Source organism: Streptomyces venezuelae, from assembly GCF_008642295.1.
In the GTDB taxonomy this organism is placed as follows: Bacteria; Actinomycetota; Actinomycetes; order Streptomycetales; family Streptomycetaceae; genus Streptomyces; species Streptomyces venezuelae_C.
Genome location: NZ_CP029190.1, coordinates 7,013,003 through 7,029,154 on the forward strand (window position 1 = coordinate 7,013,003; position 16,152 = coordinate 7,029,154).

Annotated in this window: 9 protein-coding genes; 4 read left to right on the top strand and 5 right to left on the bottom strand. The window is 74.5% G+C overall.

Features of this window, described 5'->3' with window-relative positions:
• The first annotated feature begins 74 nt into the window (after positions 1 to 74).
• Together DEJ50_RS31330 and DEJ50_RS31335 are read left to right on the top strand one after the other, a co-directional pair.
• On the top strand, positions 75 to 698 hold the full coding sequence (locus tag DEJ50_RS31330; protein ID WP_150211426.1) for a LysE/ArgO family amino acid transporter: 624 nt from the start codon (positions 75 to 77) through the stop codon (positions 696 to 698).
• 76 nt (positions 699 to 774) lie between these two features.
• Entirely contained in the window at positions 775 to 1,698 is a 924-nt protein-coding gene (locus DEJ50_RS31335; RefSeq protein ID WP_150212474.1) for an NADP-dependent oxidoreductase, read from the top strand.
• Positions 1,699 to 1,742: 44 nt separating this feature from the next.
• Here DEJ50_RS31335 and DEJ50_RS31340 read toward each other — a convergent pair whose 3' ends face one another.
• Positions 1,743 to 4,442 carry a SpoIIE family protein phosphatase/ATP-binding protein gene (locus tag DEJ50_RS31340; RefSeq protein ID WP_223837982.1) on the bottom strand — a complete coding sequence of 900 codons (2,700 nt, stop codon included), beginning with the start codon at positions 4,440 to 4,442 and terminating at the stop codon, positions 1,743 to 1,745.
• Positions 4,439 to 6,472, bottom strand: coding sequence for a SpoIIE family protein phosphatase (locus DEJ50_RS31345; protein WP_150211427.1), 2,034 nt, complete (start codon positions 6,470 to 6,472; stop codon positions 4,439 to 4,441). The genes DEJ50_RS31340 and DEJ50_RS31345 overlap by 4 nt, the downstream gene beginning before the upstream one ends.
• Before the next feature lie 110 nt (positions 6,473 to 6,582).
• On the opposite strand from DEJ50_RS31345, the gene DEJ50_RS31350 reads away from it, so the two are divergent.
• Positions 6,583 to 8,673: a SpoIIE family protein phosphatase gene (locus DEJ50_RS31350; RefSeq protein ID WP_150211428.1), complete on the top strand. Its 2,091-nt coding sequence runs from the start codon at positions 6,583 to 6,585 to the stop codon at positions 8,671 to 8,673.
• On the opposite strand, the gene DEJ50_RS31355 is transcribed toward DEJ50_RS31350, so the two are convergent.
• Complete coding sequence (locus tag DEJ50_RS31355; RefSeq protein ID WP_150211429.1) at positions 8,661 to 10,382, bottom strand: tetratricopeptide repeat protein; 1,722 nt, start codon at positions 10,380 to 10,382, stop codon at positions 8,661 to 8,663. The genes DEJ50_RS31350 and DEJ50_RS31355 overlap by 13 nt on opposite strands.
• A gap of 156 nt (positions 10,383 to 10,538) precedes the next feature.
• On the opposite strand from DEJ50_RS31355, the gene DEJ50_RS31360 reads away from it, so the two are divergent.
• Positions 10,539 to 11,201, top strand: a complete 663-nt coding sequence (locus DEJ50_RS31360; protein ID WP_223837983.1) for a DUF4360 domain-containing protein — start codon at positions 10,539 to 10,541, stop codon at positions 11,199 to 11,201.
• A gap of 32 nt (positions 11,202 to 11,233) precedes the next feature.
• Here DEJ50_RS31360 and DEJ50_RS31365 read toward each other — a convergent pair whose 3' ends face one another.
• Together DEJ50_RS31365 and DEJ50_RS31370 are read right to left on the bottom strand one after the other, a co-directional pair.
• Positions 11,234 to 14,005 carry a helix-turn-helix transcriptional regulator gene (locus tag DEJ50_RS31365; protein WP_190344797.1) on the bottom strand — a complete coding sequence of 924 codons (2,772 nt, stop codon included), beginning with the start codon at positions 14,003 to 14,005 and terminating at the stop codon, positions 11,234 to 11,236.
• A gap of 260 nt (positions 14,006 to 14,265) precedes the next feature.
• Complete coding sequence (locus tag DEJ50_RS31370; protein ID WP_150212476.1) at positions 14,266 to 16,047, bottom strand: S8 family serine peptidase; 1,782 nt, start codon at positions 16,045 to 16,047, stop codon at positions 14,266 to 14,268.
• Positions 16,048 to 16,152 lie beyond the last annotated feature (105 nt).

Consider the following 16,152-nt stretch of genomic DNA (forward strand, 5'->3'; position numbering starts at 1 on the left):
CGCTAAAGACTAGCTAAGGATACGTAAGAATCTTTAGCTGTACGCATGATCGGTGCGTCCCTACGCTCAAAGCCATGACCAGCGGAATCCTCCCGGCGGCTCTGGCCGGCTTCGGCACCGGCCTCTCCCTCATCGTCGCCATCGGCGCCCAGAACGCCTTCGTCCTCCGGCAGGGCGTGCGCCGCCACGCCGTCCTCGCCGTCGTCGCCATCTGCGCCATATCCGACGCCCTCCTCATCACCCTCGGCGTCGCCGGAGTCGGAGCCGTGGTCGAAGCCTGGCCCGCCGCGGTCACCGCCGTCGGCCTGGCCGGCGGCGCCTTCCTCATCTGCTACGGACTCCTCGCCGCCCGCCGGGTGTTGCGCCCCGAACCCGGCGCCGCCCTCGGCACCGCCGGCCGGACCGCGGGCTCGGCCGGCGCCGCAGTCCTGACCTGCCTCGCCATGACCTGGCTCAACCCGCACGTCTACCTGGACACCGTGCTCCTCGTCGGCAGCCTGGCCGCCGACCGCGGCGAGCTCCGCTGGGCCTTCGGCGGCGGCGCGGTCGTCGCCAGCCTCATCTGGTTCACCACCCTCGGCTACGGCGCCCGGCTGCTCAGCGGCGTGTTCGCCAGCCCCCGCGCCTGGCGCGTCCTCGACGGCCTGGTCGCCGCCACCATGCTCACCATGGGCGGTCTCCTGCTCGCCGGGACCTGACCGCCGTGGTGGGATGGACCGGTCGGATCACCGGGGGGCCACATCACCGGAGGACGGGCAGATGTCCGAGGACACCATGCGGGCGATGACGTACGACACCTACGGCGGACCGGAGGTCCTCGCCGAGACCCGGCTGCCGCGGCCCAAATTCGGGCCCGGCGAGGTCCTCGTCCGGGTACGGCGGGCCGCCGTCAACCCGGTCGACTGGAAGATCATGGCCGGCGCGCTCGACGGGCTGATGGAAACGGTGTACCCGGTGGTGCCCGGCTGGGACGTGGCCGGCACCGTCGAGGCCGTCGGCATCGACACCCCCGAGTTCGCCCCCGGCGACGAGGTCATCGCCTACGCCCGCAAGGACTGGGTGCACGGCGGCACCTTCGCCGAATACGTCACCGTGCCGGTCCGCGCCCTGGCGGCCAAACCGGCCGCCCTGGACTGGGACCAGGCCGCCGGACTGCCGCTGGCCGGGCTCACCGCACACCAGCTGCTCACCCGGCTCGGCACCGGGGCCTCGGACACCGTGCTGGTGCACGGCGCGGCCGGCGGGGTCGGCTCCTTCGGCGTCCAGATCGCCCGGGCCCTCGGCGCCCGGGTCATCGGCACCGCCTCCCCGCGCAACCACGACCGGCTCCGGGACCTGGGCGCCGAACCCGTGGCCTACGGCGACGGCCTCGCCGACCGGGTCCGCGCCCTCGCCCCGGACGGCGCCACCGTGGTGGCCGACTTCGTCGGCGGGGTCCTCGACACGACCCTGGCCGTGCTGGCCGAGGGCGGCCGGCACGCCTCGATCGCCGACCCCGCCGTCCTCGGCGCCGGCGGGCAGTGGATGTGGGTCCGCCCCGACGGGCCGGGCCTGGCGAGCCTGGGCAGGCTCGCCGACGAGGGGAAGCTGACCGTCCCGGTGGCCGCCGTCTTCCCGCTGGAGCAGCTGGCCGAGGCCTTCGAACTCAGCCGCACCGGACACACCGCCGGAAAGATCGTCATCCGGATCTCCGACTGACCGCCCCGGCCGCCGGGCCGCCGCCAGGCGACCCGGCCGGGCCGTCACCAGGCCAGATCCTCCAGGTCCTCCAGCCCCGGCATCAGCAGCGCACCCACTGCCCCCGGCGCACCACCGGTCAGCGGCAGCTCCGCCCAGATCACCTTGCCGCGTCCGGTGTACCGGGTGCCCCACCGCTCGGCCAGCTGCGCCACCAGGAACAGCCCGCGCCCGCCCTCGTCCGTGGTCGCGGCGTACCGCAGATGCGGGGCCGTACTGCTGCTGTCCGCGATCTCGCAGGTCAGCACCCGGTCCTTCAGCAGCCTGACCCGGATCGGCTCGCCGCCGTACCGGATCGCATTGGTGATCAGCTCGCTCAGGATCAGCTCCGCGGTGAACGTGACCTCCGCCAGCCCCCACGCACCCAGCTGCGCGGAGGCCGCGTTCCGCACCCGCGACACCTCCGCCGGATCGGCCCGCACCTCCCACTCGGCCACCTGGTCCGGCGCCAGCAGCCGGGTCCCGGCCACCAGCAGCGCGATGTCATCGCTCGGCGCCGGGGACAGCAGCGCACCCAGCACGTCCGTACAGGTCTGCTCGGGACTGCGGCCCGGCCGGGCCAGGGTCTGCCGCAGCAGCTCCAGACCGCCGCCCAGATCCCGGTCCCGGTCCTCCAGCAGCCCGTCGGTGAACAGCACCAGCCGGCTCGACTCGGCCAGCTGCAGCTCACGGGACTCGTACGGCATCCCGCCCAGCCCCAGCGGCAGCCCGGCCGGCACCTCCGGGAACTCCACCCGCCCGTCCGGATGCACCACGGCCGGCCCCGGATGCCCGGCCCGGGCCACCGCACACCGGCCGGACGCCGGATCGTAGATCGCGTACAGGCAGGTGGCACCCGTGATCCCGGCCCCGTTCCGGGCCTCCGCCTGGTCCATGTCGATCCGCCCGACCAGCTCGTCGAGATGGCCCAGCAGCTCCTCCGGCGGCAGATCCAGGGTGGAGAAGTTGTGCACCGCGGTCCGCAGCCGGCCCATGGTGGCCGCGGCGTGCAGCCCGTGCCCGACCACATCGCCCACCACCAGCGCCACCCGCGCCCCCGGCAACGGGATCACATCGAACCAGTCGCCGCCCACCCCGGCCTCCGCCGGCAGGTAGCGGTACGCCACCTCGACCGCGTTCTGCTCCGGCAGCACCCGGGGGAGAAGGCTCCGCTGGAGGGTCACCGCCATCGCGTGCTCCCGGGTGAACCGCCGCGCATTGTCGATGGAGACCGCGGCCCGGGCCGCCAGCTCCTCGGCGAAGGACAGGTCGTCCTCCACGAACGGGTCGGGGGTGTCCGCCCGCCAGAGGTTCGCCATCCCCAGCACCACCCCCCGGGCCTGCAACGGCACGCTGATCAGCGAATGGATGCCGTACTCCAGGGTCTGGGCCGCCCCTTCCGGATCCTGCTCCCGCCAGGCCTGCGCAATGGTCAGGTCGGGCTCCAGCACGGCCCGGCCGGAGTCCAGCGCAGCCGCCATCGGCGTCGACGGCACCACGAACCGGATCAGATCGCCCACCGGCTGCAGCGGCGGATCCGGCCGGACCCCGCTCAGCGCGGTCCGCCGCATCTCCGTGTACACCCCCGAGGGCTCCTCACCGCGCAGCACCGGGTCCAGCAGCTCCACCGTGACGAAGTCCGCGAACCGCGGCACGGCCACCTCCGACAGCTCCTCGGCGGTCCGCACCACGTCCAGGGTGGTGCCGATCCGCACCCCGGCGTCGTACAGCAGCCGCAGCCGGCTCCGCGCCACCTCCGACCGGCCCGACAGCGCGGCCAGCTCGGTGGAGTCCCGCAGGGTCGCCACCGTGCCGGTGGACTGGCCGCGGTACTGCTGGGTGGGCCGGACGTTCACGGCCAGCAGCCGGTCCCCGGCCAGGTGCAGCTCGTCGGTGGCGATCCGCCCGGAGGCCAGCAGCGCGGAGATCCGCGGCGGCAGCCCGAGCCCGCCCACCGGCTGCTGCTCGGCGTCCGGCGGCAGGTCCAGCAGCCGCCGGGCCTCGTCGTTGGCGAGCAGCAGCCGGTGGTCCGCACCGATGATCAGGACGCCCTCGCGCACCGCGTGCAGCACCGCCTCGTGGTGCTCGTTCATCCGGCTCAGCTCGACCGGCCCCAGGCCGCGGGTCTGGCGCCGCAGCCGCCGGCTGACCAGCGCCGCACCACCGGTGCCCAGCAGCAGCGCCACCGCGCCCGCACCCAGCACCAGCGGCAGCTGGTCCTCCACCACCTCGCCGACGTTCTGGATCTCTATACCGGTGCTGACCAGGCCCACCACCTGCCCGCCGGTGTCGCGGACCGGCACCACGGCCCGGACCGCATGGCTGGGCCGGCCGCGGAAGATCTCGGTGAACGACTGCCCCGCCGCGGCCCGTGCGATGTCGCCGCTGGCCCGGGCGCCGATCAGCTCCGGCCGCGGATCGGTGAACCGGACCCCGTCCGTGCCGAGCACGGCGACGAAGTCCACGCCCGAGGCCCGCCGGGCGGCCTCGGCCCGCGGCTGGAGCTCGGCGGTCGGATTCGGCGACTGCAGGGCAGCCGCGGTGCCGGGGGCGTGCGCGAACGCCTCGGCGGCGGCCAGCGAGCGTTCCCGGGCGTTCAGCGTGCTGTCGTGCCGGGCTTGCAGGACGAGGGCCACGACGGCGGAGGTCACCAGCAGCAGCACGATCACCGCCTGCAGGGCGAACACCTGCCCGGACACGCTGCGCGACCAGGCCCGCGGGCTCACGGCCGGCTCCGGGCGATCAGCAGCGCGACATCGTCGGACACCTCGTCCTGCCGCAGCCCGTCGAGCAGCAGGTCGCAGGTCTCCTCCAGCGGCCGTCCCGGGTCGTCCAGCAGGGCCGCCAGGGCCGCCAGCCGTTCGTCGATCGGATCGTTGCGGGTCTCGACCAGCCCGTCGGTGTACAGGACCAGCTGGTCACCCGCGCGGAAATCCACCGCGACGGTCTCGAAGGGGATCCCGCCGACCCCCAGGGGGGCGCCGGTCGGCAGCTCGACCAGCTCCGCCCGGCCGCTGTCCGCCCGCAGCAGGACGGGGGGCAGGTGCCCGGCATTGGCGATCCGGCACTGCCCCAGGTGGGGGTCGTAGACCGCGTACAGGCAGGTGGCGATGTAGTGCTCCAGCCCTGAGGTGATCTTGTCCAGGTGCCGGAGCACCCGGGCCGGATCGAGGTCGAGGTCGGAGAAGGCGCAGGTGGCGGTACGCAGCCGGCCCATGGTCGCGGCGGCGTCGATGCCGCTGCCCATCACATCGCCGACCACCAGCGCCGTTTTGTCCCCGGCCATCGGGATCACGTCGTACCAGTCCCCGCCGACCTCGTTGGAGGCGTGCGCGGGCCGGTACCGGGAGGCGATCTCCAGGCCGGGCGGGTGCGGCGGCACCCGCGGCAGCAGGCTCCGCTGGAGGGTCTCGGCCGAGTTCCGCACGCTCTGGTACCAGCGGGCGTTGTCGATGCTGACGGCCGCCCGGGCGGCCAGCTCGGTGGCCAGCACCACATCGTCCTCGTCGAAGGGCAGCGGATTGCGGGCCCGCTTCAGGTCGAGGGCGCCCAGCACCTCCCCGCGGGCGATCAGCGGCACCGCCAGGTACGAGTGCACCCCCGCCCGCTCCAGCAGTGCGGCGGCCTCCGCATTGCGCGCGATGCGCGGCAGGTCCTCCGGGCGGACCGCGGAGACCAGCACCGGCCGGGCCGTGTGCACGCAGCGGGTGACCAGCCGGTCCTCCCCGTACATGGCGAGATCGCCGGCCGGGTCGGCGGCGGTCATCGCCTCGGTCGGATAGGCGGTCTTCACCGCGAGGGCCCGGAACAGCTCGGGGCCGCTGTCCGGGGCGCCCGGGCGGCGGCAGGACAGCACCGAGTCGAGGACGTCCACCGCCGCCACGTCCGCCAGCGCCGGCACCACCACCTCGGCCAGCTCGTGGGCGGTCCGGTCCACCTCCAGAGTGGTGCCCACCCGGGTGGAGGCCTCGGCGATCAGGGCCAGCCGCCGCCGGGCCCGGTCCGCCTCGGTGGCCGACCGGTGCCGCTCGGTGACGTCGACCACCGAGACGCCCACCCCCAGCACCCGGCCCTGGGCACCCTCCAGCCGGTAGAAGGACACCGACCAGGCGTGGTCCTCGTCCGGGTCGGCGGGGGTGCGGCCGACCGAGTACTGGTCGATCAGCGGCACCCCGGTGGCCAGCACCTGGCGCAGCGCCTTCTCCAGCTCGTCGACGTCGAGGAAGGGCAGTGTCTCCCGGATGGTGCGGCCCAGGTGATCGGCCGCCGGGATGCCGTTGATCCGTTCGAGCGCCGGGTTGACCAGGACGTACCGCAGATGGGGGTCCATCAGGGCCAGCCCGATCGGCGACTGGGAGACCAGCCGGTCGGACAGGGCGAGGTCGGTCTCCACCCGCTGGACGGTGGCGTGATCGGCGCAGATCCCGAGTGCGTACAGGTCCCCGAAGGTGTCCTGGAGCCGCATGTTCCGGAACTCCACCATCCGGACGTCGCCGTTCTTGTGCCGGACGGGGAAGGCCCCGGTCCAGCTCTCCCCGCCGGCCAGTACCTCGGCGAAGAGCCCCATCACCAGTTCCAGGTGCTCGCGGTGGACCAGGAGCTGCCCGGCGAACCGGCCGAGGGCCTCCGGCGCGGTCCAGCCGAAGAGGTGCTCGGCCTCGGGGCTCCAGAACCGGATGCGCCCCTCCGCATCGAGCACCACGGCAGCCACGCCGAGGACATCCAGCAGTCCCCTGGGCTCCGGAGTCTCGGTCACCCCTCCATGCTGCCCCCTGGGGCCTGCCCGGGCGCTGCGAGCGCCGCCGGTAGGTGTCTCCGATAGGGTATTTTGAGCGGAATGTACCCCTTCGGGGTGAGGTCATTGCCTTGGACACACATCAGGCGCACCAGTGGGCGGGCGAGGCGCCGGAGCAGCCCCAACGTGCCGTCGGCTACGCGGGAGTGCTCCGCGAACTGCTCCCGATCGCCCTGTGGCGGGAGGACGCGGACGGCCGGGTGGTGGAATGGTCCCTCGCCGCCCAGGACCTCCTCGGCCACCTCCCCGAAGAGATCATCGGCCGCTCCGCCGCCACCGTCCTGGTCCCCGAAGGCAACCGAGAACTCGCCGACGAGCTGACCCGCCGCGTCCACGCCGGCGAAACCGTCATCGGCACCCTCTCCGTACGCCACCGCAGCGGCCAGCCGGTGACCATGGAGATGTGGATCGTCCCCGCTCCCGCCCCGGACGGCCGCCCCGGCGCCCTGCTCGTCGCCGTGGAAACCTCCGAGGTCATGCACATGAGGGACTCCCTCGCCGCCCTCGAGAGCCTCTTCACCCAATCGCCCATCGGCCTCGCCACCCTCGGCACCGACCTGCGGTTCCTCCGCGTCAACGAAGCCCTCGCCCGGATGAACGGCGTGTCCGCCGCCGACCACCTCGGCAAACGCCTCAGCGAAGTGGCTCCCGGCATCAACGCCACCGCCCTCGAAGCGATGATGCGGCAGGCCATCGACCGCGCCACCCCCGTCATCGACACCCGCCGCACCGGCCGCACCCCCGCCGACCCCGGCCGCGACCACACCTGGTCCTGCTCCTACGCACCGCTGCGCGACACCTCCGGCCGCATCCTCGGCGTGATCGCCTCCATCATCGACATCACCGAAGGCCAGCAGGCCCTCGTCGAAGCCGAACGCGCCCGCCAGCGCCTCGCCCTGCTCGCCGAAGCAGGCACCCGCATCGGCACCACCCTCGACCTGCACCAGACCGCCCGCGAGATCGCCGACGTCCTCGTCCCCCGGCTCGCCGACTCCGCCGACGTCCAGATGCTCGAGGAAATCCTCGCCCCCGACGAGGCCGGCACCGCACGCCACGGACTCGTCCGCCGGCTCGCCGCCACCTTCCCCGACCCCTCCGCCCCCACCGCCAAACTCGCCCCCGGCATGACCTTCCAGGTCCCCCTCGGCTCCGTCTACGACCGGGTCATCGAGCAGGGCCGCCCGATGAACCTCACCTACGCCGACATCCCGGCCCTCATCACCGACCCCCGCGCCGAAAACCTCCGCACCTACCTCTCCACCCGGATCGGCTCCGCCCGGCTGATCCCGCTGGTCGCCCGCGGCACCGTCCTCGGCGCCGTCGTGGTGACCCGCCTCCTCAGCCGCGAACCCTTCGGGGAACAGGACTGCCTGCTCATCGACGAACTCGTCTCCCGCGCCGCCCTCAACATGGACAACGCCCGCATGTACACCGGCCAGCGCGAAGCCGCCCTCACCCTCCAGCGCAGCCTCACCCACAACACCCTGCCCAAGGTGCCCGGCCTCGCCCTCACCGGCCGCTATGTGCCCGCCAGCGAGCACGACGTGGGCGGCGACTGGTACGACGCCATCAGCCTGCCCGGCAACCGCACCGCCCTCGTCATCGGCGACGTCATGGGCCACGGCATCCACGCCGCCGCCGTGATGGGCCAGCTGCGCACCGCCGTCCGCACCCTGGCCGGCCACGACGTCCCGCCCGTGCACATGCTCCACTCCCTGGACGCCATCGTCGCCGACCTCGGCGAGGACGAGATGGCCACCTGCGTGTACGCCGTCCACGATCCCGCCACCGGCGGCTGCGACCTCGCCCGGGCCGGCCACCCGCCGCCCGCCCTGGTCACCCCCGACGGCACGGTCCGCTTCCTCGACGGCCCGCCCGGCACCCCGCTCGGCACCGGAGCCGACTCCTTCCACTCCGAGCACGTCCCGCTGCCCGCCGGCAGCCTGCTCGCCCTCTACACCGACGGGCTCATCGAATCCCGGCACCGCGACCTCGACGAGGGCATGCGCCAGCTCGCCCGCGCCCTGGCCGGCCCGGACCGCCCCCTGGACGCCATCTGCGAAGCCACCCTCACCCACCTCACCCCCTCCCCGGCCCAGGACGACGTAGCCCTTCTGCTCGCCCGGCCGCTCTTCCAGCCGGGCGGCGGTTACGTCTCGTAGCGGGTCACCGCGGCCAGCATGCGGGCCGCGACCTCACGCACCCCCCGCTCCACCCAAGGGCAGCCCAGCACCAGCCGGCACAACGACGCCAGGATCGTCGCGTCCCGCTCCTGCCACGCCAGCCCCACCGCCGTCATCCGGTCCGTCAGCAGCGCCCCCACTTCCTCCCGCGCCGCCGGATCCGCCCACGCCGTCGCCAGCAGCGCAAACCCCGCCGCCTCGTTCACCCAGTCCTCCGGCCCGAACAGCAGGTCCGTCAGCACCGCCCGCCGCCGCGAAGCCCGCCACGGCTCGTCCGCATGGTGGTGGGCGATGCCCAGACAGGCGAAGGTCTGCACCGCCCGCACCCACAACTCCGGCTGCCGCCCCAGCAGATACGCACCCTGCGCACTGTCCCGCGGCAGCGGCGGATGCACGCACACCGCCAGCAGGTCGCCCAGCGACAGCCCGGACAGCCGCACCGCATGGTCGTACGCCGCCCCCGGCGCATCCCAGCCCACCGACGCAACCTGCCGGACCAGCTCCGCGGCCGGCCTCGACGGCGGGTCCAGCGCCGGCCGGGCCGCCGGCCCGTCGAACTCCCAGAGCCGGGTCCCCACCTCGTGCTGCGGAAGGCGCGGATCCGGCAGGGGCACGCACTTGTACGCGATCCCCGACCGCGGCAGCCCCATCCGCACCGCCAGCACGGTGCTGGGCGGCTCCAGATGCGAACCGACCAGCTCGATCCCGCTGCCCGGCGCCGCCGCCGGATCGGCCAGTATCCGGTGCAGCACACCCAGACTCGCCTCGGACGCCGGGTGCACATGCCCCAGCCACGGCACCCCGTCGCACAGCTCCGCCAGCAGATGACCCGCGTAGCCGTGGTCCGGGTACTCCCTCAGATGGTCGGAGAGGGCCAGCAGATGCTCCGTCCCGCCGCCCTCGGCGGCATGCCGCAGCGCATGCACCGCCGGGCCGGCCGTGGGGTGCGCCGGGTCGATGTCCAGGACCCGGTCCAGCCAGGGCAGGCCCTCGGCGGGCCGCCCGGTGCGCTGGTACACCTCGGCCACGTCCACGTACCGGTCCAGGTCGGACGGGTCCTGGGCGATCTCCGCCTGACAGACCGCCAGCGCCTGCTCGGCCCAGCGCACGGCCGCCTCCGGCTCACCGAGCCGCCGGGCCAGTACGGACGCCAGGGTCAGCAGCGCGGTGTGCTCCGGGTGCCGCTCCAGTACCGCCGCCACCAGCGCACGGAACGGGCCCACCGCCTCCCGCAGCCCGGCCGGCGCCGGCCCCTCGGGCAGGCCGCCCGTCACCGCCGCCACCGCCCGGCCCACCGCCTCGGGGGAGACCAGCCCGGCCAGATCCGGCCGGGCCAGCCAGGCGACCTGCGCCCAGCCGCGCTCCGGCTCGGCACCGATCACCGCTCCCAGCCGGTCGACCGCCGCATCCCAGAACCCCGCCGCGGCGTACAAGTGCGCCATACAGCCCACGATCCCCGAATACGCCTCGTCGGTCGGGAACCACTCCAGCGCGGCCAGCGCCCCGCCGGCCGCGGCGGCCAGCTCGGCGAGCGCCTGGTGTGCCTCCGGCAGCTCCGGCTCGGCCGCGAACGCGGAGCCGAGATGCCGGGCCGCATGGCCCAGCTCCCCGTCGGCCAGGGCCAGATACGCCACCGCCACCTCGCTGCGGGCGTCCGCCGAACCGTGCTGCACCTCGTTCATCCCCATGCCGGAAACGTACCGCCCGCGGCCGACAGCGTCCCCGTCCAGGGCCGAGCGGGTGGTCACGACCCCCCGTCCGGCATGGGATCTGTGAGGATTTGTCACAGGGTGATGGAGTGCGGCCGACAAGAGTGACCCGCACAACCCATGGAAGGGACCTCGGTGTTCAGAACGGTGTTCACCAGTGGCGCGACCGCCGCACTGCTCGCAACCGCCGCCCTCACCCCCTCGGCGGGGATCGCCGCGCCCCGGCCGGCGCCCCCCACCGGAAACGTCACCATCGACCTCGCCTCCGTCAACGGCTCCGGCTGCCGGCCCGGCAGCGCCACCGTGGACGTGTCACCGGACAACTCGGCCTTCACCGTCACCTACAGCGAGTACCTCGCGCAGGTCGGCAAGGGGGCCCAGCCCACCGAGTTCCGCAAGAACTGCCAGCTGGGCCTGCGCGTCACCGTCCCGCAGGGCTTCACCTACGCCATCGCCAAGGTCGACTACCGCGGCTTCGCCAGCCTCCAGGACCAGGCGTCCGGCACCCAGCAGGCCGGCTACTACTTCCAGGGCATGTCCCAGACCCAGCGCCGCAGCCACACCTTCCGCGGTCCGCTCCAGGGCAACTGGCAGGTCACCGACACCACCCCGGTGGAGTCGCTCGCCTTCGCCCCCTGCGGCGAAAAGCGCAACTTCAACATCAACACCGAGCTGCGGGTGGACGCCGGCGACTCGGACACCGAGACCACCAACAGCTTCATGGCGATGGACTCGACCGACGGCACCTTCAACACCGTCTACCACTTCTCCTGGAAGGAATGCCCGGTCCGCCGCTGACACCCCGTCCGACGGTACGACGGCACGCGGGATCAGCCGCGGCGCAGCGCCGCCGCCAGCTGGGCCCGGGAGCGGACGTCGAGCTTCTGGTAGATGCGCGTCAGCCGGGCCTCGACCGTCTTCACGCTCAGGAACAGCTTCGCCGCCGCCTCCTGGTTGCTCGCCCCCTGCCCGACCAGCAGGGCCAGCCGGGCCTCCGCCTCGGTGAGCACCTCCGGCCCGGCCCCGGGACCCCGCCCCGGGGCCGGCCCGCGCCCCGTTCCGGCCGGCACCTGGCGGGTCAGCTCCACCCACGGCGCCGCCCCGGCCCGCTCGAAGACCTCCGCCGCGCTCTCCAGCGCGGCCCGCGCCGGAGCCCTCCGGCGCCGCCGCCGCTCCACCCGGGCCAGCGCCAGCAGGGTCCGCCCGCGCTCCCACGGCAGCCCCAGGCCCTCGAAGCGCTCGGCCGTGGCCGCCAGCAGCACGACCGCCGCATCCGGTTCCCCGGCCGCCGCCATCAGCAGCCCCTGCGCCCGGTCCAGCGAGGCGACCACCCCGGAACGGCCGAGCCGCACCGCCACCGCCCGTACCTCGTCGAGCAGGGCCGCCGCCTCGGCCGGGGCGTCCGCCGCCACCAGGGCCTCGGCCAGCTCCCCGTGCCAGCGCAGCACCGACGGGTCCACCACCTGCTGCGCGGCCTCCAGGTCCGCGACCCGGCGCAGCGTGGCCACCGCCTTCGCCGCCTCCCCGCCGGCCAGTTCCACCAGCCCGAGCGCGTACAGACTCCGGGAGAGGAACACCTGGTCGCGTTCCTCCTCCGAGGCCTGCACCCCGCGCCGGGCATATCCGGCGGCCCGTACGAAACTGCCGCCCATGTACTCCGCCATCGCCGCCAGGTACCAGGCCGGCCCGGGGGACAGGCCCGCCTCGATGGTCAGCTGAAGCGCCCGCCGGGCATGAGCCGAACCGGCCGCGCACCGGCCGCTGCGCAGCTCCACCTCGGTGAGGCTGCGCAGTACCTCGAACACGTCCTCGGCGGAGCCGGTCCGCTCCACCGCGGGCAGCAGCACCAGCAGCTGCTCCCGGGCGTCGGCCGACCGGTCGTCGAACAGGGCGTGCCGCACCGCCAGGTACTGCGGTGCGTTCCGCATGCCCAGCGGCACGTCGGGCGCCGGCAGTGCCAGTGCCTCCGCGAGGATCTCCTCGGCCTGAGGATCGCCCAGGATCCGGCCCATCCGGGCCCGTACGGTCAGTGCCATCGCCTCGGCGACCCGGTCCCCGCCCGCCTTGGCCAGCTCCCCGGCCTCGGCGGCAGCCGCGCGCGAGCGCACCGGATCCCCGTCGCTGAGGTTCAGCTTCCACGCCACCCGCAGCTGTACGGCGGCCCGCAGCGCGGGATCGCCGGCCGCATCGGCCATGGCGTGCGCAAAGGTTTCGTCGAGGTCGGCCAGGGCCTGGCCGGCGGCGTCGATCACGGCCAGCCGGGCCCGTACCCGGTCGGCGGGCGCGGCATCCCGGGCCAGTACCGCCCGGGCGGCCCGGCGGGCCAGATCGGCCCGCCCGGACCAGCCGGCGTCCTCGGCCGCGGCGACCAGCCGGGCCATTTCGGCCGCCGGCCGGTCCACGGGGGTGCGTTCGGCGGCCAGCAGCCCGAGTTCGGCGGCCAGGGCCCGGTTGCCGCGCCGCCGGCAGGCCGCCGCGGCCTCCCCCAGTTCGCCGGCGAGCCGCTCGTCCGGGAGGTCCACGGCCAGCGCCCGGTGCCGGACGGCCTGCACCGGGTCGTCGACGGCGGCGGCCAGCGCGGCATGCCCGGCGGCCCGCTCGGGCCAGCCCGCATCGGCGGCCAGCACGGTCGGCAGCGCCCCGGCGGTGAAGGTGACGGTGCCGTCCTGGCCCACCGTGACCAGCCCGGCCCGCTCCGCCTCGGCGAGCTCCGCCTCCGCGTCCGGCCGGCCGGCCCGGCGCAGCAGTGCCGTGGTGGGGCGGCCGGTGAGCGCGGCCAGCAGCAGGGCGGGGTGCGCCCGGTCGGGCGCCTCGGCGAGCAGCCGCCGGGTGACCTGCCGGGCCGGGCCGGACACCGGGAGGGTGTCGGCGTGGTGCGCGCAGCCGTCCCCGGCCTCGGCGAGGGAGTGCCCGAGGGCCAGGGCGAGGCGCGGATTGCCGCCGCTGGCCTGGTGGATCCGGCCGGCCAGCCGGGCGGGCAGCCCGTGCCGGACCAGGAGTTCGGCCACCTCGTCGGCGCCGAGCGGGGGGACCCGTACGGCCGGGGTGCCGGGACCGCACAAGGCCTCGGCGACCGGCGTACCGCCCCGGTCGCACTCGGCGGCGAGCAGCCGCACCCCGGGCGGGGTCAGCCGCAGGGCGAACCGGAGCAGGCCGGCGCTCTCCGGGTCCAGCCACTGCGCATCGTCCAGGACGATCAGCAGCGGCTCGGCCACGGCGAGGCTGCGGAGCACCTCGACGACCGCCAGCCGCAGGGCCACGTCGTCCCGGCCGGCCCGCGGAGCATCGGTCTCGCGGCACAGCAGGGCGACGGCGGCGCGCTGCGGTCCGGCCAGCCGGTCCAGCGCGGCGCCGGGCACGGAGGCGAGCAGCGCCGCGGCGCCGGCCTCCGGCAGCGAGCGGTCCGCGGCCTCGGGGGCCAGCCGGAGCACGGTCTCGCCGCGGGCCTCGGCGGCGCCCGCCACCGCCCCGGCCAGGACGGTCTTGCCGGCTCCGGCCGGGCCGGTGAGGATCACCCGGCCGCGCGTGGTCAGCGCGCGGTCGACCGCCTCGATCAGTTCGCCGTGTCCGACGGTCGCCTCAGCGTTCCCCGTCGTCGCCACGCACAGCCACCCACCTCTCGCTCCCCGTCCTGTGCCTCACCTGTGAGCGCGAGAATACGAGGTCGGGGGCCTGGCGGGCGCTGATTGTGACGCAGAAATCAGCCGACGGCAGGAAAGACCCGCGGGCCTGCCGTCATGGGACGAATCGGCAGGCCCGCGGGCGGAGTTGGTCCGGACCTACTGGTCAGGCAGGTCCGGACCTTTTGTGGGGGGTGGCGGCTCGTGTGTGCGTGGGGGCACAGCCGGTGGTGCGGGGTGTCCTAGAAGCCGAGGCTCCAGGAGTCGATGTAGCCGGTGTCGGCGGCGGCGACGTCCTGGACGCGCAGCTGCCAGGTGCCGTTGGCGGGCCAGGCGGAGGCGTCGACGGTGTACGTGGTGAGCACGTTGGCCGCGCTGTCGCCGGAGGAGCTCTTCAGCCGCTTGACCGCACCGCCCGGGCCGACCAGGTCGATGACCAGGTCGCCGCGGTAGCTGTGCTTGATGTCGACGTTCACCTTCAGGGCGGCCGGGGCGTTGCCGGTGCGGCCGGTGACGGCGATGGAGGAGGAGACGGCGCCGCCGTTGTCCGGGATGGCGACGTCGGCGGTGTTCTCGTGGGCGGCCGGGGTGCCGGTGCCGCCGGTGACGGCCGCGACGGTCTTGGCCGCGTCGGCGAGGCCGGTGCCGCAGCCGCCGGTGCAGGTGCCGGCCAGCGGGCGGGCGTTGGTCTTGATCGCGGACTCGATCTGGGCCGGGGTCAGCGCGGAGTTGGCCGACTTCAGCAGCGCGGCCAGGCCCGCGACGTGCGGGGCGGCCATGCTGGTGCCCTGGTAGGGCTTGTAGTTCTCGGCGCCCGGGGTGCTGGTGCCGGCGTTCAGGGTGGAGAGGATGCCGTTCTCCGGGGTGGTGATGGTGCCGGGCGTGTCGGTGGCGCGGCGGGTCTCACCGCCCGGCGCGGCGACGTCGACGGACGCGCCGTAGTTGGAGTAGAAGGAGCGGTCGCCGGTGCGGTTGCTGGCGGCCACGTTGATCACGTTGCCGCAGCTGGCGGGCGAGAAGCCGCTCGCGTCCGCGTTGCTGTTGCCGGCGGCCACCACGACGGTGGTGCCGCGGGCCACGGCCGCGTTGATGGCGTTCTGGTAGCTGCTGCCGCAGGTGCCGGAGCCGCCGAGGCTCATGTTGATGACCTTGGCCGGGGTGGCGTTGGCCGGGATGCCGGCCACCGAGCCGCCGGACGCCCAGGTGATGGCGTCGACGATGTCGGAGGTGGTGCCACCGCACTTGCCGAGCACGCGCACCGGCTGGATCTTGGCGCCGTAGGAGATGCCGGCGATGCCCTTGCCGTTGTTGGTGGCGGCGCCGATGGTGCCGGCCACGTGGGTGCCGTGCCAGGAGGAGGTGCTCGCCTTGGAGCCGATGCCGCACTCGCCGGCCGCGGTCCAGTCGCCCTGGTCGGCCGGGTTGTTGTCGCGGCCGTTGCCGTCGCGGGCGTCGGCGGCGCTGGAGATGAAGTCGTAGCCGGGGACCACGTTCGCGGCGAGGTCGGAGTGGGCGACGTAGCCGGTGTCGATGACGGCGACGGTGACGCCGGAACCGGTGGTCTTGTCCCAGGCGGCCGGAACGTTCATGCCGGCGGTGGGCTCGAACAGGTCCCACTGCTTGGCGTACTCGGTGTCGTTCGGGGTGGCCATCGGGTAGGCGCGGGTGTCGGGCTCCACGTAGGCGACGTCCGGGTCGGCGCGGAACTGGGCCATCACGTCCGCGGCTTCGGCGGGCGCGAGGGTGCCGCCGAGGTCCACGAGCGCGGCTCCGGTGCCCAGGCGGCGCTCGAACTCCACCGATTCGCCGGCCTTCTTGCCCTTGGCCTTGGCGTCGGCGTCGGCGGCCGTGTTGGAACTGGCCTCCGTTGCACTGGACTTGTAGCCGACGATCAGGTTGGCGACCGGGGCGGACGGCTGCGGGACGGACGCGACCGCGGCGGCCGGGGCCGTGCCCGGTGCGGCGAGCGGCTGGGACAGGGCGAGCGAGGTGGTGGCGGTACCACCGAGCAGGGTGGCGGACATCGCCACCACGGATATGAGCCGACGTCGGGATGCGTGCAAGGTGTGCCCTTTCGCGGCCGTTTCCGGGCAGGCCGGAGCGGCCGGTTGGTGCGTGTGGGAGGTGTA

What these genes read in the sequence shown, in the direction of transcription:
- DEJ50_RS31330 (WP_150211426.1), top strand. Translation starts at nt 75, where the DNA reads ATGACCAGCGGAATCCTCCCGGCGGCTCTGGCCGGCTTCGGCACCGGC.
- DEJ50_RS31335 (WP_150212474.1), top strand. Translation starts at nt 775, where the DNA reads ATGCGGGCGATGACGTACGACACCTACGGCGGACCGGAGGTCCTCGCC.
- DEJ50_RS31355 (WP_150211429.1), bottom strand. Translation starts at nt 10,382, where the DNA reads ATGGGGATGAACGAGGTGCAGCACGGTTCGGCGGACGCCCGCAGCGAG.
- DEJ50_RS31370 (WP_150212476.1), bottom strand. Translation starts at nt 16,047, where the DNA reads ATGTCCGCCACCCTGCTCGGTGGTACCGCCACCACCTCGCTCGCCCTG.